This window comes from Amycolatopsis sp. NPDC057786 (assembly GCF_042797905.1).
Classification (GTDB): Bacteria; Actinomycetota; Actinomycetes; order Mycobacteriales; family Pseudonocardiaceae; genus Amycolatopsis.
Genome location: NZ_JBHVKW010000018.1, coordinates 54,886 through 76,268, shown reverse-complemented (window position 1 = coordinate 76,268; position 21,383 = coordinate 54,886). Strand labels below are relative to the sequence as shown.

Annotated in this window: 22 protein-coding genes; 18 read left to right on the top strand and 4 right to left on the bottom strand. The window is 67.1% G+C overall.

The window, feature by feature from the left end:
- Positions 1 to 58: 58 nt before the first annotated feature.
- Positions 59 to 298 (bottom strand): DUF397 domain-containing protein, encoded by a 240-nt coding sequence (locus ACFVM3_RS13600; protein WP_378438478.1) that lies wholly within the window; start codon positions 296 to 298, stop codon positions 59 to 61.
- A 43-nt stretch (positions 299 to 341) separates the two neighbouring features.
- Complete coding sequence (locus ACFVM3_RS13595) at positions 342 to 1,205, bottom strand: DUF5753 domain-containing protein (protein WP_378438476.1); 864 nt, start codon at positions 1,203 to 1,205, stop codon at positions 342 to 344.
- A 743-nt stretch (positions 1,206 to 1,948) separates the two neighbouring features.
- Between ACFVM3_RS13595 and ACFVM3_RS13590 the strand changes: the two genes are divergently transcribed.
- From ACFVM3_RS13590 to ACFVM3_RS13580, 3 genes are all read left to right on the top strand, one after another.
- Positions 1,949 to 2,209, top strand: a complete 261-nt coding sequence (locus ACFVM3_RS13590; RefSeq protein ID WP_378438474.1) for a hypothetical protein — start codon at positions 1,949 to 1,951, stop codon at positions 2,207 to 2,209.
- Between the two features lie 668 nt (positions 2,210 to 2,877).
- Positions 2,878 to 3,669, top strand: coding sequence for a sigma-70 family RNA polymerase sigma factor (locus tag ACFVM3_RS13585; RefSeq protein ID WP_378438526.1), 792 nt, complete (start codon positions 2,878 to 2,880; stop codon positions 3,667 to 3,669).
- A 135-nt stretch (positions 3,670 to 3,804) separates the two neighbouring features.
- Positions 3,805 to 6,465 (top strand): MFS transporter, encoded by a 2,661-nt coding sequence (locus ACFVM3_RS13580; protein WP_378438472.1) that lies wholly within the window; start codon positions 3,805 to 3,807, stop codon positions 6,463 to 6,465.
- Here the strand turns inward: ACFVM3_RS13580 and ACFVM3_RS13575 are convergent, their stop codons facing one another.
- Positions 6,466 to 6,867, bottom strand: coding sequence for a winged helix-turn-helix transcriptional regulator (locus ACFVM3_RS13575; protein ID WP_378438471.1), 402 nt, complete (start codon positions 6,865 to 6,867; stop codon positions 6,466 to 6,468).
- A gap of 389 nt (positions 6,868 to 7,256) precedes the next feature.
- On the opposite strand from ACFVM3_RS13575, the gene ACFVM3_RS13570 reads away from it, so the two are divergent.
- From ACFVM3_RS13570 to ACFVM3_RS13500, 15 genes are all read left to right on the top strand, one after another.
- Positions 7,257 to 7,802: a methyltransferase gene (locus ACFVM3_RS13570; RefSeq protein WP_378438469.1), complete on the top strand. Its 546-nt coding sequence runs from the start codon at positions 7,257 to 7,259 to the stop codon at positions 7,800 to 7,802.
- Positions 7,803 to 7,865: 63 nt separating this feature from the next.
- A complete protein-coding gene (locus ACFVM3_RS13565) occupies positions 7,866 to 8,429 on the top strand; it encodes a hypothetical protein (RefSeq protein ID WP_378438467.1) in 564 nt (187 codons plus the stop codon).
- 566 nt (positions 8,430 to 8,995) lie between these two features.
- Entirely contained in the window at positions 8,996 to 9,394 is a 399-nt protein-coding gene (locus ACFVM3_RS13560; RefSeq protein ID WP_378438465.1) for a hypothetical protein, read from the top strand.
- Between the two features lie 64 nt (positions 9,395 to 9,458).
- Positions 9,459 to 10,157 (top strand): SAF domain-containing protein, encoded by a 699-nt coding sequence (locus ACFVM3_RS13555; protein ID WP_378438463.1) that lies wholly within the window; start codon positions 9,459 to 9,461, stop codon positions 10,155 to 10,157.
- 38 nt (positions 10,158 to 10,195) lie between these two features.
- A complete protein-coding gene (locus ACFVM3_RS13550) occupies positions 10,196 to 11,023 on the top strand; it encodes a hypothetical protein (RefSeq protein WP_378438461.1) in 828 nt (275 codons plus the stop codon).
- Positions 11,024 to 11,064: 41 nt separating this feature from the next.
- Positions 11,065 to 12,543 (top strand): CpaF family protein, encoded by a 1,479-nt coding sequence (locus ACFVM3_RS13545; RefSeq protein ID WP_378438460.1) that lies wholly within the window; start codon positions 11,065 to 11,067, stop codon positions 12,541 to 12,543.
- On the top strand, positions 12,540 to 13,445 hold the full coding sequence (locus ACFVM3_RS13540) for a type II secretion system F family protein (protein ID WP_378438458.1): 906 nt from the start codon (positions 12,540 to 12,542) through the stop codon (positions 13,443 to 13,445). The genes ACFVM3_RS13545 and ACFVM3_RS13540 overlap by 4 nt, the downstream gene beginning before the upstream one ends.
- Positions 13,442 to 14,347, top strand: coding sequence for a type II secretion system F family protein (locus tag ACFVM3_RS13535; RefSeq protein WP_378438456.1), 906 nt, complete (start codon positions 13,442 to 13,444; stop codon positions 14,345 to 14,347). The genes ACFVM3_RS13540 and ACFVM3_RS13535 overlap by 4 nt, the downstream gene beginning before the upstream one ends.
- A 70-nt stretch (positions 14,348 to 14,417) precedes the next feature.
- Entirely contained in the window at positions 14,418 to 15,353 is a 936-nt protein-coding gene (locus ACFVM3_RS13530; RefSeq protein WP_378438454.1) for a hypothetical protein, read from the top strand.
- A 62-nt stretch (positions 15,354 to 15,415) separates the two neighbouring features.
- Positions 15,416 to 15,670 (top strand): hypothetical protein, encoded by a 255-nt coding sequence (locus tag ACFVM3_RS13525; protein WP_378438452.1) that lies wholly within the window; start codon positions 15,416 to 15,418, stop codon positions 15,668 to 15,670.
- Between the two features lie 42 nt (positions 15,671 to 15,712).
- On the top strand, positions 15,713 to 16,135 hold the full coding sequence (locus ACFVM3_RS13520; protein WP_378438450.1) for a hypothetical protein: 423 nt from the start codon (positions 15,713 to 15,715) through the stop codon (positions 16,133 to 16,135).
- A gap of 74 nt (positions 16,136 to 16,209) precedes the next feature.
- Entirely contained in the window at positions 16,210 to 16,605 is a 396-nt protein-coding gene (locus tag ACFVM3_RS13515) for a TadE/TadG family type IV pilus assembly protein (RefSeq protein WP_378438449.1), read from the top strand.
- Complete coding sequence (locus ACFVM3_RS13510; RefSeq protein WP_378438447.1) at positions 16,602 to 17,051, top strand: TadE/TadG family type IV pilus assembly protein; 450 nt, start codon at positions 16,602 to 16,604, stop codon at positions 17,049 to 17,051. Before ACFVM3_RS13515 ends, ACFVM3_RS13510 begins: the two co-directional genes overlap by 4 nt.
- Positions 17,048 to 17,461 carry a hypothetical protein gene (locus ACFVM3_RS13505; RefSeq protein WP_378438445.1) on the top strand — a complete coding sequence of 138 codons (414 nt, stop codon included), beginning with the start codon at positions 17,048 to 17,050 and terminating at the stop codon, positions 17,459 to 17,461. The genes ACFVM3_RS13510 and ACFVM3_RS13505 overlap by 4 nt, the downstream gene beginning before the upstream one ends.
- Positions 17,458 to 20,595 carry a BTAD domain-containing putative transcriptional regulator gene (locus ACFVM3_RS13500; RefSeq protein ID WP_378438443.1) on the top strand — a complete coding sequence of 1,046 codons (3,138 nt, stop codon included), beginning with the start codon at positions 17,458 to 17,460 and terminating at the stop codon, positions 20,593 to 20,595. Before ACFVM3_RS13505 ends, ACFVM3_RS13500 begins: the two co-directional genes overlap by 4 nt.
- Positions 20,596 to 21,131: 536 nt before the next feature.
- Here the strand turns inward: ACFVM3_RS13500 and ACFVM3_RS13495 are convergent.
- Positions 21,132 to 21,383, bottom strand: a 252-nt coding sequence (locus ACFVM3_RS13495) for a hypothetical protein (protein ID WP_378438441.1), incomplete at its 5' end; no start/stop codon positions are given.

The following is a 21,383-nucleotide window of genomic DNA, read 5'->3' as shown; positions in this document are numbered from 1 at the left end:
GAGGTCTTCGGAGAACGGGCCGAACGAGGCCCGTTCTCCGCGGATCAGCGGCCGGCTGTCAGCTCGACCTCGGCAAGCGGAAGCTTCCGTTGGCCACGCCGCCGACGAACGCCTCCCATTCGCCGTGATCGAAGACCAGCACGAAGCCGTCCGGGTTCCGACTGTCCCTGAGGCCAACGGCGTCCTTGGTGATCGAGACCTCGACGCACTGGTTGTCCGGCGGATTGCTCAGAGGGGACTTCTCCCACTCCTTGAAATCGGTATCGAGGTGGTCTTTATGGGCGTCCTGGATGTTCATCTACCTGCTCGTCCCCTTCTGATCTCGACGAAGCCGCAACCGGCTACAACGACGAGGCGATGTCGAGCAAGGTGCGGCGCGTCTGCTCTGGCCCGCTGGCAGCTGCCTTCTGGTGGTCCCAGAGCGTCAGGTACCGCGCCGTCCGCTTGCTGTTGTCGACGTACTCGCCGCCGTCATGTTGCTCGAGATAGATGATGTCAACCGCGGGGTTCGTGTCGTAACCGAAGATGGTGTAGTCGTGCCCTTGGCCCATGTAGTAGCCGGTGGCGAACGGCACGATCTGCAGTTCGATGTTCGGGCGATCGATGGTCTCTATGAGCTTCTTGATTTGGGCCTTCATGACTGGACCGCCTTCGGTCCGATGGAGCGCAGCCTCGTCGAGGATGAACCAGAACTGCTGGTCGGTGTTGTCCAGCACTCGTTGCCGCGCCAGACGATCGGCGGCGTACTTGTCGATCTCCTCGGGAGTCAGCGAAGGCCGCCAGGCACGCGCGTTCGTGCGCATGTAGTCCTCCGTCTGGAGAAGTCCGTGGACGACGAGTGCTTGGTATGAGGAGTACCTGAGGCAGCTCGGTTCCATGTCGACCAGCAGTCGCAGGTACTGGCGGAACCGGGTGCTGAAGGCGCCGCGCTTGGTTCGGCGGTTGCTCTCGGCTTGAAGGTCCCGCGCGTAGGCCCGGTCGGACTCGTTCGCGTCATAGCGGTCGAGCAGCGCGTTGAGCTCGATCAGCTTGATCCCGCTGCCGCTCTCGATATGAGCGATCTTCTGCTGAGTGCATCCCAGAACCGTCGCCGCGTCGTCTTGCGTAGCCTGAGCGGCTTCCCGCAGCCTGGCCAGCTGGTTGCCGAGAACGACCTTCATGACGGGCGGCGGCAACTGCAGGTGTTGCGTCACGGAGTCCTTCACCTCCACAGGGTGTCCTGTCGCGGAGCGTATCCGCAATTCACTCATTCGGTGGCCTAGTTAATTTGAGTACACAAGTTACAGTCGAGGTGGAGCGGATAACACCAGGTCCCGAAGGAGCGTGAAGCGATGTGTACACAAGTTAGCATCGCCGCTGCGAAGGCCGTGGTCGTCCCCAGTGCCTTCGAAGCCCCCACTGAAATGTCCAGGGGGTCTGGGGTGGCGATCGCAGTGGCGCTCCTTCTTCTGGTGGGCTGCGTGGTCGGAGTCGGTGTCGGCTGGTGGTACGTGGCTGAGCAGCGCCGGATTCAGCGCTGTCGTCATTTGCCATCGCGTCCAGCCCCCGAGGCGCCGCTGACGACGTCGGACTCGACCCTCGCCTCCCGGGGTCTCGAGCACCTCGTCGCCCGGCCGCGCAGCCCACGGCAATCCGTCAGCAACGAGCGATTCGCGACTCACGGATTCGAACCCAAAGCGCGCCCCGCGCTCTCTGACCGCCCCTGTGCAGAAGGAGGTGGCTTGCGGTGACAACTTCGACGCCTGGCGGCCCAGCTACATGTTCGGGCTCAACTCCGGAAGAGCGGTGCGCCTTCTACCGCAACGAATATTGCCTGCCTGCTGCCGTTGATCCCTTCGCGCAGCGGATCCTCCTTCCCGTGGGAGGCTTGTTCGGCGCGGTCAGCATGCCCCGCGACCTTGGTCGTCGAGTGCTCGCAGGCCTGCGCGTTCGAATTCTCGCGGGTCCTGTGATCGAGCGGCCCCATACCGAGCGGTGGACGTTCATCACCGGGCCCGGCCATAAACCGAACGAGGCCGTCTTCGCCGATTTGCTCCGGTTCGGTGCGTCCGTCGCTCCCTCGGGAGACCACGTCGTCCTGCCGTCTCCGGACGACGAACGGCTCGATCTCTGGCGCTGGGAGTGCAAGCCGACGGCGCGAGGTGACTTCCCGCCACAGTCCGCGGTAGTCGCCACCACAAGAGCGATGGCGACGTCCGTCGCTCGGTGACAGACCTGCTCCCGCGGCACTGCGGGCGCTTTACAACTCCGGTGGCCCGATGTGGCCCCCGATCCGGATCGGGCCACCGGTTCCACTTCTGCCGCTCTTCCGCTCACGAAAACGGCGCCATGGAAGGAAAGATCAACGGTGATGCCTTCGCTGATTTCGTGGGCTCAGGCGGCTGGGCGTCACCAACATGTCCGTCGAACCGCGTGGGTTCGGTGAACCATGCGGCAGACGCAGGTGCAGCCATTGCTTTTCTGGGGTACCAACCAGCAGGGCGGGACTGCGGACCGTTACGCCGGTCGTGTCCACGTCGTCTGGCCGAACGACGAGTGCTTCGGTCTATGCGGGCTTCCGATCGAAGAGATCTGGGAGCAGCGACCACCGGTCCCGGACACCTTGTGCCCGCTGTGCTGCGTGCGCGCTATGGCTGCTCTCTTCCCGGCCTTCGCTGTTTCCTTGCTCGGCTCAACTGGGCCGGGGCGACACGAGCTCGCTGAACCTGGCGATTCGCCTCCCTGACAGCAGTCAGGCAGGAATGCGCTTTTGTTGACTCAGAACGGAATTGGGGTACGCAAACGGTGGTTCAACTTATTGATCGTTCTGGCGAGAAGGGCGGCTGGCGTAGGCGTGTTCGCTGTACGCGTCGGAGTGCCTCGGGAGCCCAAGCATCCATTAGCGAAGTTCCGGGGAGAAGCGACTCCCGGCTGATCATCGCCGTCCGGAACGGAGACATTACGGCGTATGGAGAGCTCTACGAGCGGCACGTCGCGTCGGCTCGGAACCTGGCCCGTCAGCTTGCTCGTTCGAGCTTCGAGGCTGATGATTTGGTGGCCGAGGCGTTCAGCAAGGTTCTCAAGATAATTCGTTCTGGCCGAGGCCCTAGTGCCGCTTTTCGTCCGTACCTGCTCACGGCACTGCGTTACACCGCCTATACGAAGACGCGCAGAGATCGGAAAGTCGAGCTGTCGGAGGACATCACGGCGACTGTCGATCCTGTGCTGGTTAGCGTGCCCTTCAACGACACGGCGATAGCCGGCCTGGAGCGGGGTTTTGCGGCCAGGGCGTTCGCGCGGTTGCCTGAGCGGTGGCAGGACGTACTCAGGCGCATCGAAATCGAGGGTAGGACACCTGCGGATATCGCGCCCGAACTGGGGCTCACGGCCAATGGCGTGTCGGCTTTGGCTTACCGAGCACGAGAAGGCCTTCGTCAAGGTTATCTTCAGGCTCATTTGACTGTCGACAACGCGAAACGATGCGCTCCCACAATCAAACGCCTCGGGGCATGGACCCGGGACGGCTTGCTGAAGCGCGAGGCCGGCCAGGTTGAGGAGCACCTCAGTGCTTGCGAATCGTGCCGTTTGCTATCGGTGGAACTGGCCGAAATCAATCGTGCCTTCCGCATCGGCAGACGAACTGGCGCCGGTCCTTTGTGGCCGGTCAAACCTCGTGTTCACGATGAGTGACAGGGTGCCTGCGATCGGGTGAAAGTTCGCTGATGGTATCCAGATGGCGACTCTCCGGGCATACCGTGGCTGGTCCAGACGTGTGACGCCTTCACGGCGGACTGGAGCACAAACCGCGCGTGGTGGGGAGGCCAAATGCGGCGTGTGAGAGGGGCCGGACTGATCGACTCGTTGAGAGTCGGCGAGTTTCGTGCGCTCTGGTCGGCCGAAGCCGTGTCGATCCTCGGTGATCAACTTGCGAGGGTCGCTCTCGCGGTTCTCGTCTTCGACCGGACCTCCTCGGCCGTACTCACCGCGCTGACCTACGCTCTGACGTTCGTTCCTGCCGTGCTCGGCGGTTTTCTGTTGTCCGGCCTGGCCGACAGATTTCCGCGCAAGCGCGTCCTCGTACTGACCGATCTACTGCGTGGCGCATTGGCGGCGTCAATGGCCATTCCCGGCATGCCGCTATGGGTACTGTGGGCCTTGATCGGCTTGCTGACCATGGCGGCGGCCCCATTTAAAGCGGCGCAACTAGCTCTGCTGCCGGACGTGCTGGGCGATGACCGATACCAGCCTGGACTAGCGCTTCGTCAGATGACGGTCCAGATCGCCCAGGTGGCAGGGTTCGGGTTCGGCGGCATTCTCGTCGGCGTGATCAGCCCGTCAGGTGCGCTGATCGTCGACGCCGCTACCTTCGGGCTGAGCGCGTTGATCATCTCGACGGGCGTCCGATCGGGCGAGGCGACGAAGAGGGCCGCGGTCGGCGAGGTCGGCGCCGATGCTTACCAGCGCGGCATCGACTTCAGGCTGGCGGTGCCGTTCGTCCTGGGGGCCTTGATCGGGCTCTTCGTAGTGCCCGAAGGTCTCGCCGCTCCGTACGCGGGAGCTCTCGGAGCGGGAGCGGTCGCGATCGGCCTGCTGATGGCAGCCGATCCCGTGGGCAGCGTCATCGGCGCATGGTGGGCGGCTAAGACCGGCTCGTCGACAACGCCGACTCAGCGTTCTGTCGTGGTCCCGGCGGCGCTGGCGGGTGTGCCGCTTATCGCCTGCGCGTTCTTGCCGGGAATCGCCTGGGCGATCGCGTTGTGGGCGCTGTCTGGCGTCTTCTCGACGATCTACTTGATCCGTTTGCAGCCCATGATCGTGGCTCTTGTCCCGGATTCCCGCCGCGGGGCCGTGATGGGGAAATTCAGCACGACCGTCTACGCAGGTCAGGGCGTTGCGATCCTGGGCGGCGGAGTCGTCGCGGAACTGATCGGGCCCAGGTACACCGTCGCGGTCGCGGGCGTGTTGGCCACGGTCCTGGTTGTGGCCGTCGGCGCGGCCTGGAAGATGGCTCGTCCTCGACGCGTCAGGATTACCGAGGACGAGCCTGCACAAGCTGATCAGGCGGCGCGAAGATCATCAGACTTCCTTGTTACGCATCGCGGCCTCCTCCCGGGACGTCCGGCTGAAGGAGGAGGTCCCGCCGACCAGGAAGCGGCGACTTCGGAGACCGGCCCCTCCTCCGAAGGGAACGGAAGTGCGGTCAGTATGCAGGGGAAGTCACAGAGCGCGCATGGGGGTAGCCCAATTGGACGCGTAGGTTGGTCTGTCTGGTCTCACTCTGTGTATGCGCGTGCGTTCGTCGTGTTCATCGAAATGGCCGCAATTGCGGCGGTCGGCGTCAGCGCAGCGCTTGATCCGCCCTCGTGGGCAGACGTTCGCGTCTGTCTGTTCGTCATGGTCTTCGGGGTGATCGCGGCCGAGTTGGCGCGCAGCGTTGAACGGCGTCGGAGGCGCTTCGCGGACACGCCACACGTCAATTTCTCGTCAGTGTGGACGCTTGCAGGCGCTCTCATCCTGTCCCCGTCTCTCGCCGCCGGTCTCGCTGTCGTTCTTTATGTCCATCTGTGGCTGCGTTGCTCGCGTGGCGTGGCCGGGACCTTCGCGTCACGGTTCGCGTTCAATGCGGCCAACGTGATCCTGTCCTGCCAAGTCGCGGGGTGGCTTGCCAAACAGATGCACCTCGTGCCGATGACGCACGAGTTCGACGGTTCGGATGCGCTGGCGTGCGCGGCGGTCGTCGTTGTGTACTTCACAGTCAACTCGCTGATCGCCGCGATCACGATCGGGATCGTGCGTCCCGACAGGACCGCGAGGAGGCTCCTCGGTCCGTTCAGCGAGAACGCGCTCGAACTCGCGACGTTGTGCATGGGTGTCGTGACCGCTCTCTTGCTCAGCATGCACCCCACGCTCGTCGTGCTGATCTTCGTGCCGCTGTATGCGCTGCACAGGTCGGTGCTGATCCGGCAGTTCGAACACGCGGCCACCATCGACTCCAAGACCGGCTTGCTGAACTCGACCGCATGGCACGCCCTCGCTGAAGCTGAGTTCACGCGAGCTGAACGCACCGGTACGAGGGTCGGTGTGCTGATGATCGACCTTGATCACTTCCGCCGGATCAACAATGCCTTCGGCCACCAAGCCGGAGATCGAGCACTTCGCGCCGTTGGTCAGGTTCTCCAGAGCGTCGGCGGGGAGGACTGCAGCGGCCGCTTCGGCGGCGAAGAGTTCGTTGTGATTCTTCCCGACGTAACTCAGGACGAGCTCAGAACCGTTGCCGACCGGACGTGCGAGACCATCTTCGGCCTGCGCGTCGACGGGATCCACGATCACGCCGCGGGCGACCAGCACCCACTCAGTGCATCCATTGGAGCCGCCCTGTACCCGGATGCCGGGAAGAGTCTCGAGGATGTGCTCCTGGCTGCCGATCTGGCCTTGTTCGCCGCGAAGGACGGTGGGCGAAACCAGGTTCGCCTGATGACTACGTGATCAAGTCTCGTCGGCCTTGCGGGCGGCTTCTTTCGCCAGGCTGTCGCGGTTCTGCTGCGCCCATGTCGCCAACGGCCGCAGGGCGCGCAGAAGCTCCTTGCCGCTGGGAGTGAGCCGGTACCAGACGCTGCCGCCGATCTGGCTTCCCTCTGCACGGCGCACGACAAGCCCGTTGTCCCGAGCCCGTTGCAGGGTGTCGGTCAGCACTTTGTCCGTGACCGGCTTCGGGTGCGAGACCCATCCGACGCGCTCCTCGACGCCGTTCACCTCGGCCATCAGATCCTTGTAACGCCGCTCGCCGAGCGCGAGCGTGGCCAATACCGCCACCGTCCATTGACCGGAGAGCACGGCCAGTGCCTCGTGCAGGCTTTGGCGGTACGGGACGTCCCAGTCATTGGCCACGGCCACTACCTACCACGAGAGGACTTGCGCCGGGGCAAATATGCGGTCTGGTGTCCACTGTTCGAGTGAAGATCAACGTACTGAGCCAAGGCTCAGTACGTACTTACCTTGCAGATAGTCGGGGCTGACCAGCTAGAACGGACTGGCCCGGACGTTTCAGCTCCGGGGACGGAAGTAGGTGACCGGCTCGGTTCGGAGCCGGCGATTGCTCCGGACCAAGCCGGTCACCATCACCGACAAGGAGGGCGAGGCCATGATTCGCTCGTGCTTGCGCGCTTCGCTGGGGAGTGCCAACAGTGCCGACCTTGGAATCTGTAGTCGGAGTCGGGAGCTTCGCAGCAGGGCCGGCGTTGCTCGCCGCTGCGGAGCGCTCGACGAGCACGGTCCTGGTGACCAGGCCCCGTGCACGGTTCGCGGTCGCGGCCACGATGTCGACGGCGACGGCGGCGGCCAGCTGGATCGGCTGGCTTCGGATGGGCACGACGCCGAGCTGGCTGGTCTGGTGCTGGGTCTGCGCGCTGGGATGCGGCCTCGCCCTCACGGATCTCCGGTGCCGACGACTCCCGTTCCCGATGGTGACGGCGCTGGCAGGCGGTTGTGCCGTGGCGTTCTTCGGCATCACGCTCATGGACGAAACTTGGTCGAGGTTCGGTTTCGCCTGCGCGGCTGCCGTGGTCGCGTTCGGTCTCGCGTCTCTGGTTCAGGTCTTCGCGCCGGACCACACCGGCGGAGGCGATACGGCGCTGTACGGCGCGCTCGCGTTGTTCCTCGGTTGGTTCGGATGGGACGGTCTGCTGCGAGGTCTGCTGATCGCCACCGGACTGACCGCAGTGGTCGCCCTCGTGGTCGCGGTGTCGTCCAAGAGCGTGAATTCCACGTTCGCCGCCGGGCCGTCGCTGCTCGGCGGAGCGCTGGTGAGCGTCCTCATGGCATAGACATTCTTGTGACCGTGCTGGCGAGGTCTGGCTCGGCATCGGAAGCACTAGGGGGAGGAATCTGTGAGCAACCCTGGCCCGCGTTGGTGGCTGCTAACCCTCATCTCGAGCGGCGTGGTCATCCTGCTCTCCGCAGGGTGCGGAGGCGACGGCGCGCCGACATCGTCGACCGCGCCCACGTTGTCGGCTCCAACACAGGCACCATCGACGCTGATGTCATCCGGTCAGGATCAGCGGCAGGCTGTCGAAGCGGCTTATACCCAATTTTGGCCGCGGTCGCTGGCCGTGCCGAATTCTCCGGAGGACACGTGGCGGGATGCAATGGCTGCGCTCGCGGTAGACCCGCAACTGTCTACGACCCTAGAAGCCATGCGCCGAAACAAGCTGGTTGGGGTTAAGCCGTATGGGGATGTCACCACGCGAATCAACAGCGTTGATGTTCGCGGCGATCAGGCTACGGTGCAGGACTGCCAGGACGGATCTCGCTCGGGGCAAGCCGACGCGACTACCGGTGACCGCAAGACCGTCGGTTCTCCTCGTATCCCCATTCACGCCCAGATGGTTCGCGATATGGCGGACGGGCGTTGGAAAGTGTCACAGCTTGACTACCCAGGCGGGCCGTGCTGATGAGGATTCGGAACGCAGTTGCCTATGCGGCAGGGGTTGTCGCTGTTGTCGGTGGCACGGTTGGACATGCGGCAGCGTCGGCAGAGGCTGCCCTTAGCCAGCCCAGTCCGCAGGACGACGGCCAAGTCATTGTCGTCCCTAACAACACGGATCAGTTCGGTCAGTACGCTCCGCCACGCGTTGACATGCGGGCGTTAGACCTAGGAGGTCAGGCACCTGTGCGGCCAGGCGGACCGGGGCGGAAGCCGAGCAGTCAGGATCGGCAGGCGGCTGGTTTGAGCGGATCACCGGAGTCGTCGGACGGGCTTCCTGCGGGCTGTTCGCTCGGTGGTTTCGGTGTGGGTGGTTCACCTGGCGTTGGTCGGCCGGGTGGCAGTGCGTTCGGCATCCGCTGCGTCCCCTCGCTGCCTGTCGACGAACTCGCGGCTTCAGGTGGACCGGCGGCTCCGCCCTTGCCGACTCCGGCGGAGCTTGCTGCGCGCGCATTCGAGCAGCTGCAGTTACCGTTGCCGGTTCCTCGGCATTCGCCGGATGTGCGGTTGCCCGATGGCAGGACCGCCACGATCGTGGGGGAGAACACCTGGATCTGGACCGATCGCAGCGTATGGAAACCGGCAGTTGAACGGGTGCAGGTCGGCCCGGTGTGGGCCGAGGTGACCGCGACACCGACGGGCATGACGTTCAACTCGGGTTCCAGCGGGTCCATGAGCTGTTCGGGGCCGGGAACACCGTATGACCGTTCTCATGGACTGCACGCCGCCAGCCCTGATTGCGGCTTCGTGTACACCCGCAGTTCGGTCGGACAGCCCAACGACCAGACCACTGCGGAGTGGGCGATCCAGTGGTCGGTGAGCTGGATCGGCTCGGATGGTTCCGGTCCCGTGGGCGGTGACTTCCCGCTGATGCAGTCCCGGGCGAGGGCGGCCTTCGCCGTCGCCGAGGTTCAGGCCCTGCGCACGAAGTAGACCCCTGCGAAAACGCAATTAACTGCGTTCTAGCCGCAATTCTGAATTGTGGAGGAATACCACTATGGGTACCGCTTTGTCTTTTTCCCGACCATCGAAACCGCACGGCGGCGAGTCGGGCTTCGTCGACCAGCTCGAGGACGACGAGGTACCGCGGGTGCCACGACGACGGCGCTGGTGGTTGTTGGGCGTTGCGGTGGTGCTGGCGGCGGTCGTCGCGTTCGGCAACTACGCCCTGATCACGGGGCAGGACGAGCGCGTCGATGTTCTCGCACTCACCCGCGAGGTGAGCTGGGGGCAGACGATCGAGGAGAGCGATCTCGGTGTCGTCAAGGCCGTCCCGGACCAGCCGCAGGCCTTCATCCCGGTCAGCGACAGGGACATGGTCGTGGGCCAGGTCGCGCGATCGATCTTGCCCGCGGGGACGGTTTTGATGCCTGCTCAGCTCTCCGCACAGCCGATTCCAGGGCCAGGGGAGCGGCTGGTGGGGTTGCCAGTGCGGCAGGGCCACCTGCCTGCCCGTGGCTTCTCTGCCGGGGACCTGGTGCAGGTCAACCCCGTCTCGAGCGGCGCTGGACCCGACGTCGGGCAGGCCCCGGCGAGCACGTCCGGTCCGTTTCGTGCGCGGGTGCTCGGCGTCGGCCCGCCGGATTCCGCCGGGGCGGTGACGGTCGATGTCGTCGTCGGCGATGACGCCGCGCAAGCCGCGACGAGCGCCTCCGCTGGGCAAGTCGTCATGGTTCAGCTCGGGCCGGGCGCGTGAGAACACCAACTGCCGAAGGAGTGGTGAGGGAGATGGCGATGATCACGATCGTGTCGGGCAAGGGGTCGCCCGGCGGGACTGCGACGCTGGCCGCGTTGGCGGTGTCCTGGCCCGCACCGGTGCTGTTGGCCGACTGCGACCCCGCCGGGGGCGACCTGGCGCCGGGCTGGCTGGGACATTGGGTCGTGAACGGGTTTCTCCGTACCGACGTCGGTGTGTTGTCGCATTTCATCGCGACCCGGCACGCGACGTCCGGGGACCCGACGTCGCTGATCGAGCACGTGCAGGCGGTGCCGCCGGCGCGGCATGTCGGTCTCCTGTCCGGGCTGGGCACGCCGAGCCAGCACACCGCGATCGGCACGGCCGGATGGACCCGCCTGACCGTCGGCTTGGCCGCCTTCAAGACCGCGGCCGGGCATCCGGCTGACGCGCTGGTCGACCTTGGTCGCTTCAGCTCGGCGACGCCGTGGCCGGTGCTGCTCGCGGCGGATCTCGTGCTGGTGGCGGTGCGCCCGACGCAGCGGCACGTGCTGGCCGCGCGCCCTGTACTGGCCGAGCTCGCCGAGCGGATTCTGCCGCAACGGCTGGGGCTGGCCGTCTGTGCGACAACGCCCGCGGGCACCCGCGAAGTCCGCGTGGCGCTGGGACGGGAGGCCGCGGTGGAAGTCCCGATGGCCGCGCGAACGGCGGCGGTGTTCTCCGACGGCATCGACGGAGGAACACCTCCGCACCGGTCACCGCTGCTGCGCACCGCACGCCGCGTCGCGCGCCGCCTGCACGGCACTTACCACAGCTACGCGCCGAGCGAGCCGCGCATTCCGGCCGCGGCCGCACCGTCCCGCCTGCTTTCCGGAGGTACACGATGACGTTGCCACGCAACGGGTTCCGCTTACCACATGATCCGGTGATGCCGCCGTATCCAGTGACGTTGCCGCCTCCGCGCAGCGACTCGGCGGGACCCGCAACAGCGATACCGCGTACACCGCCGCGGGACAGTGTGCAGACAGGGCGGCTCGACCCCGAGGTTGTCCGGGAGATCCGGGAAGCGGTCGCTGCCCGGCTGGAGCGCGTCGCTGCGGGCGAGTCCCATGTGGACACACCACTGACGGGCGAGGAACAGCAGGCGCGGATGCGTGCCTACGTGGCCGACGAGGTCTCCGGCTGGGTGCAACGCCGCGCGACCGCCGGACACGCGCCGCTGCCCGTTGCCGAAGAACGCCGACTGACCCGGGCGGTCATCGCGGCGTTGAGCGGGCTGGGTGCCTTGGAGGAGCTGTTGGAACGCGACGATGTCGAGAACATTCACGTGCACGGCTGTGACCGGATCCTGCTGGAGCTGGCGGACGGCACGGTCGAGCAGTGGCCGCACCCGGTTGCCGACACCGACGCCGACCTGGTGGAGATGCTTGCGGCGATGTTCGCCCGCCAAGGCCAGACCTCCCGGGAGTTCAACGCAGGCCGCCCGCTGGGAAACCTTCGGATCGGCGCTGGTGGCCCATTGGGGGCGCGGGTGGCCGCGGTGATGGAGGTCTCCGACCGGCCGCGAGTGGCGATCCGCCGCCACCGCCTGGTCGACGTCGGCCTGAACGATCTCGTGGCCAACGGCACGCTCGACCCGCTGCTCGCGGCCTTCCTGCGCTCGGTGGTACGGGCGGGCTGCAACGCGATCGTGTCCGGCGGCCCGGCCGCGGGCAAGACGACATTGCTGCGCGCGCTGTGCACGGAAATCCCGGACTACGAGCACGTTGTCACGGTGGAGGAGGAGTACGAGCTGGGGTTGCACATCGGTGCCCGGCCCTTGGTCACCCCCTTGGAGGCGCGTCCGGCGAACTCGGAGGGGATCGGGGAGATCTCCTTGGACGACCTGCTGAAGCAGACGCTGCGACACTCGCCGAGCCGGGTGATCGTCGGGGAAGTCCGGGCCGGGGAAGTCACCGCGATGCTGCGCGCGCTCGGGAACGGCGCCACGGGCGGCATGTGCACCCTGCACGCCACGAGCGCTACGGCGGTGTTCGACCGGATCGGCGCGCTCGGGCAACTCGCTCATCCACCGCTGGCGATCGACGCCGCTCACCAGTGGACTGCCTCGGCGATCGACCTCGTCGTGCACGTCGCCCGCGCCGACCACGCCACGGCTGGCGGGCGGCGCAGGCAGCGGTTCGTCACCGAGATCATCGAGGTCGGCCCAGTCGGGGATTCCGGCCGACCGGACACCACCAGGATCTTCGCCCCACGCCCGGCCGACGGCCGCGCCGTCCCGGCCTACCCACCGACCCGTGACCTGCTGGAGCGCTTGACGAGGCACGGGTTCGACCGCCACATGTTCGACACCGCCGGAGCCGACACCTGGCAGACCACCGAGCTGCCGGGCGGAGGCAGGCGATGACGGGCGTCTGGGCCGGCGTGCTGGGTGTCGCCGCGGTAGCGGCGATCGCCTGCGCCGTCGTCGCCTTCCGCCCACCCGCCGCGCGGTCGACCACACCGGCCACAGCACGCAGCACGCGCTGGAGGACGTTCGCGGCGAGGATACCGAGGCGGCGGGTCGTCGTCGCGGTGGCCGCGGGCGGTGTCGTGTGGTGGAGCACCGGCTGGCCGGTCGCCATCGTCCTGACCGTCGCCGCGGTACTGACGGTCCCGATCCTGGTCCGCGGGCACGACGCCCGCCGCGTGATCGCGAGGCTGGACGCCCTCGCGAGCTGGGTCCGGCGTCTCGCCGATGTGCTTGCCTCCGGCGCCGGCGGACTGGAGCAAGCGATCGCCACCTCCGCCCGCACCGCCCCCGAAGCACTAAACAGCGAGATCGAAACCCTCGCGGTACGGCTGCGGACCCGTGGCCTGGAGGCCGCGCTCCGCGCCTTCGCCGAGGAGGTGGGCGACGAAGCCGCCGACGAAGTCGTACTAGCGCTGATCCTGCGTGCCCGCGCGGGCGGACGCGGACTGGTCGACATTCTCGACAGCAAGGCCACCGCCCTGGAACGCGAGGTCGTCGCCCGCCGCGACATTGAAGCCGACCGCGCTAAACCCCGCACCGATGTCCGCGCCATCCTCGGCATCACCGCGCTCCTGCTCACCGGCCTGGTGGTCTTCGCGCACGAGTTCCTCACCCCGTTCAACGACCTGCTCGGCCAGCTCGTGATGGCCGGAATCGGCGGTCTGCTGGGTGCTTCCGGGTGGTGGATGCACCTGCTCACCCGAACCCGCCGCCCCGCCCGCCTGCTCGGCGCCACCTCGAGGATCCCTCCCGGGACACCGAAACCAAGGCGCACCGTGGCGGAGGTGCCACGATGAACCCCGGGATCACCGCAGTCGTGCTCGGTGCGCTGGGCGGGCTGGCTCTGGTCTGCGTGCTGTTGGCGCTGCTGCGCCCGGCACCGGTCAACGTGGCCGCCGCGGTCGCCGAGCTGGACGACCGTGCCGCCCGCCGTGCTGACGGGTCACCGCCACGCAGCCGCTGGTCGACCCGGATCGAACGTCTGGCCGGGGTCTCCGGACGGTCGTCGAACCGCTGGTGGGGCATTCCCGCCGCAGACCTCGACGTCCTCGATCAGAGCGCCGACCGCTACCTGGCACGCCGCCTGACCTGGGCTGCTGCCGCTGCCGGAACCGTGTTCGTGGTGGCCGGGCTTGGTTGGTTCGGCGGCATCGACCTCTCCGCCACGGTGGTGGCGTTGGCCGTGATCGCCGGTGCGGCGGCCGGATCGGTGGTGCCGGTCCTGGCCGTGCAGGAGGATGCCGCCCGGGCGCGGGAGGAATTCCGCCGTGCCACCGCCGCCTATCTCGACCTCGTCGCGCAGGAACGCGCCACCGGCCGAGCCCCCAGCCAGGCCCTGGGGGAGGCCGCCGCAGTCGGGGACTCGTGGGTGTTCGCCCGGATCAGCCGCACCCTCGGCCGCGCGACACGGGCCGGGCATACCCCGTGGGAGGCCCTGTCCCGCCTCGGGAAACGCATGGGAGCCATCGAACTCGCCGACCTGGCCGACATCCTCGCCACCGCGGCCGACGGCGCCGCCATCTACACCACCCTGATCGCCAAATCGAGCTCGCTGCGCGCCGCCGCGCTGGCCACCGACAAAACCGACGCCAACGCCCGATCCCAACGCCTCGCGCTCCCCGTCGCGCTGCTCCTGGTCGCGTTCCTGCTCTTGGTCATGTACCCCGCCATGATCCGGCTGGCCGCAGGCGGTGGCTAGCCGGTACGCCACCGACATCGCGAACTTTCCCGCTCAGGGAACAAAACTGTTTCTTGTTAAGGAGAAACTGATGCGCCACCACGATTCGCCTGCGACGGTGCCGCCGGTGCTCGACTGCGTCCTCCCTGACGGCTACGACACCGTGCTGCTCAATCCTTCGATCACCCTGCGTCAGTGGCGGCGCAGGCAAGCTCTCGGGCTCGTCCGCCTCATGACCATCCTCAAAGGACTCTTCGCCGCTGGTCTGGCCGTGCAGATATCCAGCGCAGGCCACGGATTCGGCGAGAAACTCGGCATCGGCCTGGTGACCTTGATCCTGGTACTGGGTGTATTGCGCGTCCTTAGCCGCCCAGCTGGAGAGAGCCCGTTCGAGCGCGAAGGAGCGCCACGGCCTCGGCTCCGGAAAGGGGAGTTTTTTCAGTGCCACGATTTCGACGACCTGGATACCGGCTCTCGTGAACTGGTAGCAGAATTGCTGACAGGGCTAAAGGAGCTGTACCGCAGCCCGGCACGCGCCTGGCTTGACCCCGCTCTGCCGAGTGAGGTCCACACAGTGGTGTGGCGTGCCTTGTGCTGCCTTGACCGCAGCCGCGAGACCCGTGCTCTTGCTCAGGAAGTCGACTCCGAGTTCGACACGGGCGACGACCTGGTCGCCGCCACGCGACGAGCGGTCGACGACGTCGACGCCGGCCTGCGAGGGGTAGCTCGGCATGTGCGTGGTTGCGTCGTGCTCTGCCGCGCGTGGGAACAGAAAATGCGGCGACACGACCTCGCTGCCCGGGCGGGCCACACGCTGGCCTCTGTTCCGGGACAGGACCACCTCGCCAGGCTATTGCGAGCTTCCGAAGTGTTGCCGCGAAGCGTGTTCGCTCACGTAACCGCAGCACGGGATATCACCCGTGCTGGGTCGTTCCCGTGGGAGCAGCCGCAGTCCCGATGGACCGACCTCGTTCTCTTTCCGTCACACGAATCCTCAACCTCACCGACTGCCAGGAGACGACCATGAGCACCTGCCAGACAGAGAAGCTTTGCAAGACACCCGATTCGTCGGGAGGGAGTTCGATATCTATGCACAACATCGTGAACCGCTATGTGACCACTGTCCGGCGATGCGGCGTCCGGCTCGGACTGATCCTGACCAAGTGGGTGCTCGCTCTCGTGATCGCTACAGAAGAGCAGTGCACGCGAGCCCGCGCGTCGGGAGACCGCGGATCGGAGTCCGTGGAGAAAGCGGTCCTCGTTGCGATTGGCCTTGCTGTGGCGATCGGGCTTGGCTTCGCGATCCGCGCCGCCGTCCAGACCTATCAGGGCCAGATCAAGTGAACCTTCCGCAACCGGAAGCCCTGAAGAACAAAGGAGTCCACCATGCCTACCGCCGAGGAGATCGAACGACGTGTCGAAGCAGCCGACGCTGCCCGGAGCGAGAGGAGGTCTGCCGCGGCGCGACGCGTCGGCGACTTGGCAGAGCGTCACGCCGAGCTCGCCGAGGAACTCGGCGAGCTCGAACGAGAGCTGGGTGAAGTGCTGTCAGAGTCCGGTGACGTCATTGAGATCGAAGAGCTGGCAGTGTTTACCGACATACCCGCCTCCGACCTTGTCCGCTGGCTGGACAACACCAAGCCCAGCCGTACCAAGCGGAAGAAACCCGCCGGAACGAGCCACACGAAGACCGCCCAAACCCGGAAACCGGATGCGCCCAACTCACCAGCGAAACCAAAACCCGCCGCGGCACGAGATGTTCCGCTCGCGCGCGACGCCATCATGCCCACACCGGCGGTGGCGTCGTGATCACGCCAGCACTTCCTCGGCGAGCAGGCGAGCGGCCAGTGTGGACACACTGTCGCGAATTCTGGCGAACGCGGATGTACGACGACAGGGGAGCTGAGTCTGTCGGCCTGGCCGTGCTGTTCCCGTTGGTGCTGCTGCTGATTCTGGCGGCCGTGCAAGGCGGGTTGTGGTGGCACGCGCACTCCGTGGCCGCTCAGGCAGCCCAGGCTGGCGTGGACGCCGGGCGTCCAGTCGGCGCTACCCAGTCCACCGCGGCCGCGGCCGCGCGGTCGTTCGCCGAACGCGCCGGCCGCGGCGTCCTCGCCACACCAGGGGTCCGCGCCACGGTGTCCGCCGACATCGTGCAGGTCGCGGTGTCCGGTAAGACCGTCCGGCTGCTGCCGATCCCCGGCCTCGATATCGAGGTCGAAGTGACCGCACAAGCGGCCAAGGAGCGCTTCACCACGTCGCTTGCCGGGGGTGGCTCGTGACCAGCCAGGCACGCGCGTATCGCATCGGTCGACTGTGGACAGACGCGGGTTCCGTCAGCGTCGAAGCCGCGGTGCTCGTGCCCGCCGTCATCATCGTCGGACTGCTGATCATCGCCGGTGCCCGGATCAGCTCCGCCCAGCAAGCCGTCGACAACGCCGCCACCGCGGCTGCACGCGCCGCCTCGATCGCCCGCAGCCCTCAGGCGGCCCAGCAGGCTGGAACGGCTGTGGCCCGTGACCGTCTCGGGCGCGAAGGCATTACCTGCCAGGAAACCAGCGTGGCGGTCGACGCGAGTCAGATCGCCGTCGGCCGCGCCGGCATGGTGCGGGCCAGCGTGACATGCCGCGTCGCGCTCCACGATCTCGCGCTGCCTCTTCCTGGCGGGACCCGCACGATCACCAGTTCCTTCACCAGCCCCACTGATCCGTACCGAGGATCCCCATGACCGCCCCGGCACGGCCACGTGATGCCGGGTCGGTCACCGTGATGATCGCGGTCCTGGTGCCCGCGCTCCTGTTCGTGCTCGCCCTGGTCGTCGATGGTTCGGCCCGCCTGCGGACCATCGCCCGCGCCGATGCCCTGGCCGCCGAAGCCGCCCGCGCGGCGAACACCGCCGTGGACACCCGCGGCCCGCACGTCGGCATCGACACCGGCACGGCCGCCCGCACCGCGGCCGGCTACCTCGCGCGAGCCGGGCACCCCGGCCAGGTCACCGTCACCGGAACCCGCACGGTCCGCGTGACGGTCACCGTCACCGAGCCCGCGCCCATCGGACTGCTCGGCCGTAGTGTCCAGGCCACCGGAACCGCGCTGGCCGAACTCGGCGTCGGCACCCGCGACGGCGGTTTCCCATGACCTCCCCGGCGGCACAGCGCGTTCGCGGCGTGCTCGCCGCGCTGGCGCTGCTCGCCTTCGTCGCCGGCATCCCGAATGGACTTCTCGTCCTCGGTGCTGATCCCGCCCGCCTGATTCCCGACCGCTGGCCTGACCCGGTACCGATCGACCGCTGGCCCGAACAGATCTGGGCCACGCTGCGCTGGGCATGGATCACTGGTGACCTCATGATCTGGCTGGTCGTCGCCGTGGCATGGGCAGGCTGGCTGGCACTCACCCTGTCCGTGATCGTCGAAGTGATCCGCCAGACCGGACACGGCGTCCGTACCGCCCGCGGTCTGCTGCGCCGAGTACCGCGTGGCCGATGGATCGCCGGACTTGTGGCCGCCGTTCTCGTGGCCACCTCCACCGGTACCGCAGGGGCATCGACAGCCTCGGCAACACCCGCTGCGGCCACCGCGCCGCCATGGCCACACGAACACCCCGTTGCGGCAGCACGGGGCTCCGCGACCGATCAGCCTACGGGGACCGTCGGCGCCGCGACCACGCCGGTTCTCGCGGCGGCGCGAACATACGACGCTGTGCCCTACACGGTGGTACACGGCGACACCTTGTGGGACTTGGCCGAACGTCACCTCGGCCGTGGCACCCGTTACCACGAGATCGTGCGGCTCAACCCCGCCCTGCTGGCCGATAGCCCCGGCGATCTGGAACCGGGGTGGACGCTGTTGTTCCCGCCGGACGCCATCGCCTTGCACCGTCCTGCGGGCATCACCACAGCGAGCGGGCGCACCGTCCCCGTCGAGCCCACCGACACGCTCTCCGCGATTGCGGAACGCGAACTCGGCGACCCAGATGCCTGGCCCGCGATCTTTGACCTCAACGCCGGCCACACCCAACCCGACGGCCGCGCGCTGCGCCACCCCGACCAGATCCTGCCCGGCTGGCACCTCATCCTGCCCGCCCAAGTGGCACCGCCACCAGAGCAGCCCGCGACGCCACCGAGCAGCCCGACGCCCGCGCCCGCCCCAGAGGGCCCGGCTACCTCCGCCGAGGAGCCCGCCTCGCCGGACGCACCTCGAGGAGAACAGCCGGCTCTGCCCGAGGCACAGCCCGGAACCGGTATCGCCCTGCCGACCGGTGCGTTCGTCGGCCTCGGACTGGCTGCCCTGATCACCGTCGCGATGATCACCGTCCGACTTCGGCGCCGCCGCTGGTACCACCCTGGCGTACGCGACGAGGCTGACCCTGCCGGCCTCCCGGTCGTCCGCGCACTGCGCATCGCCCACGACACCGCCACGAGCACGCCCGCTGACGACGACAACCCGACCGCTGCACCCACATCACCCGGCCACGCACGACCGGCCGACATCCACATCCGCGACCGAGCCCGAGCCACGGTCCGTGCTGTGCTCCCGGCATCCCAGAACACCGCGCTCGGCGTACGCGACGGGCACGCCATCGCACTCGACCTCGCCAGCACGCGGGGACTGGGACTCACCGGTCCCGGTGCCCACGCCGCCGCACGGGCCTTGATCATGACCCTGCTCGCGCAGGCCACGAACGACGGCCTCGACGCGATGATCGTGATGCCCGCCGACGATGCCCGCGCACTATTCGGACACGACCTGGCGGATCCCGTCCCGGACCGGCTGCTCATCGTCGATGATCTGCCCGCAGCGCTAGCGACGTTGGAGGCCGAGCTGGTCGCCCGCACCGACACCAGCGACGTCGCGCGGGACGACCCGCCAGCGAACAGGGCGCACCCGCGCGGCGACATCGGGCCTGCCGTGGTAGTGGCCACGCCCACCGCGGACAGGAACCGGCGCGCGCACGCCGTCCTCGACAACGGCGCGCACCTCGGTCTGGCTGGCGTGTTCCTCGGCCCCTGGCGCCCGGGCGGCACCGTGCGCGTGCGCGACGACGGCACCGTCGAAGCGACCAGCCCCACCCTGAGCGAAGACTTGGCCGACGCCCGACTGTTCACACTGCCGGACGCCGACGCTCGTGACCTGCTCGCACTCCTGCACGCGGCCGAGCCCGGCAGCGACGACCCGATCCGAGACTTCACCCTCGCCTGCAGCGCCGTGGAACCGGGCACACAGCGGCAAAGCCGGGCCGAGAGCACGACTGCGAGTGTCGAGCCACTCGTCTTCGAGTACGAGTTCGCTACGGCACCCGACGCCGCAGCCGTGGCCCCACCGACGGAGACCGCCAGCGACAACCGCGGCGAGAACCCGACGACCGGGCCGTCCGGACCGGCTGAATCAGAAACGACCGAGCCATCCCCGCCGGAGGCCAGCAACCACCCGCGCCCCTCGGCCGCCCAGCGCGACGACGACCAAACGACCGCGCCGCGCCCGGCCACAGATCCAGCCCCGGTCCCGCCGCTGCACCTGCAGGTGCTCGGCCGACTGCACCTGACCAGAGTGACCCCCGAACCCCGTGACCTCATCGCCGTTCTCGCTCCGCGGCAACGCGAGATCCTGGTCTACCTGGCACTACACCGTGACGGGCGCCGACGCGAAACCCTCAGCGCCGCGCTCTGGCCGGAAGCTCCCGGCGAACGTCCCTACAACAGCTTCCACGCGACCCTGTCCCAGCTACGCCGCAGCCTTCGCCAGGCGAGCAACGACGACACCTTCGACATCATCGTCAACCAGGACAGCCACTACCGGCTCGACCAGACGATCCTGACCGCCGACCTTTGGCGGCTCCAGGACGCCATCACCGCCAGCCGCCGAACCTCGGCAACAGAGGCCGTCGAGGCCTCGAACCGCGTCACAGAGCTATACCGCGGAGACCTCGCTGAAGGCATCACCGCGGACTGGATCGACGGACCCCGCGAAGCACTCCGGCGAGACGTCCTCGACACGCTCAGCACCCTGATCCGCAAGCTCAGAACCGACAACCCCGAACAGGCACTAGCCCTGCTGGAACAAGCCCGCCGTCTTGACCCCTACAACGAGGCGATCTACCGCGACCTCATGCGCCTACAAGCGCGACTCGACCAGCACGACAGCATCCCACGCACCCTGCACCTGCTCACCACATCGCTGGCCGAACTCAACCAACGCCCCGCCCGAAGTACCCTTAGCCTCGCAGACGCCCTGCAACAGCCGAGAAAAAACATATCTAACCGGCAAGCCAGCTAAGCGAACCTTGCGCCTCGCAATGGAAATAGCCTCGATTTTCATTGCGACTTCCCAGTTTCCGGAGGCTACCTCGGGAGGCTGTCCTTCACGGGCCAACCTAGTTATACTGGGCTGGTTCCTTGCGGAGGCGTGAACGCCGTGACCATGAACATATTCGTGTATTCCGGGGAAGCAGCGATGGCGGCCGCAGAGGAGATCCGCAACAGAACTCAAGGCCGACGCTCTGCCGTGTGTACAACCGGCACGGGTCGGTGGCGAGAGCCGGTAGACCTCTCGCCCGTCCACCTTCCTCTCCGCCTTCTTCTCTGGCTTCCCCTGTGGGGTCCCGCTAGAGGAGAAGGGGGAGCCTCGCCCCTTGTAGTAGGTCAACGGCTCGCTGCGCCTGCCACCGTGCCCCCCGACTTCGGCGCCGGCAGGCACATGAACAGTCGGCTTGGGTGGTATGTGAGTTATCTGGTTGTCGCCTTGTCGCTGCCTCTGCATCTTTAGGCTCTGGTCCTCTTTCTATTGATCATTCCACTTGTTTGCTTTTTCTTTCATATTCCTTCTTTCGTCTTCTCTTGTCGATTGAGTGGCAACGGCGGGTCGACGCCTTCGGTGGTTGCATTCCCGTTCGCGAAAACCTGGGATTCCAGAAAAGTATCTGTCGCAATCGGTTGACAATCACAGAATTCGCACACATTCAAAGGCTCTGCTTGGGAAATTTGAAGAATGTGCATTGGAAAATTTCTGCGTATGCAACCGGGCGTCTCGATAACTTGCGCGCGCGGCTCCCCGCTTCGGGCGCG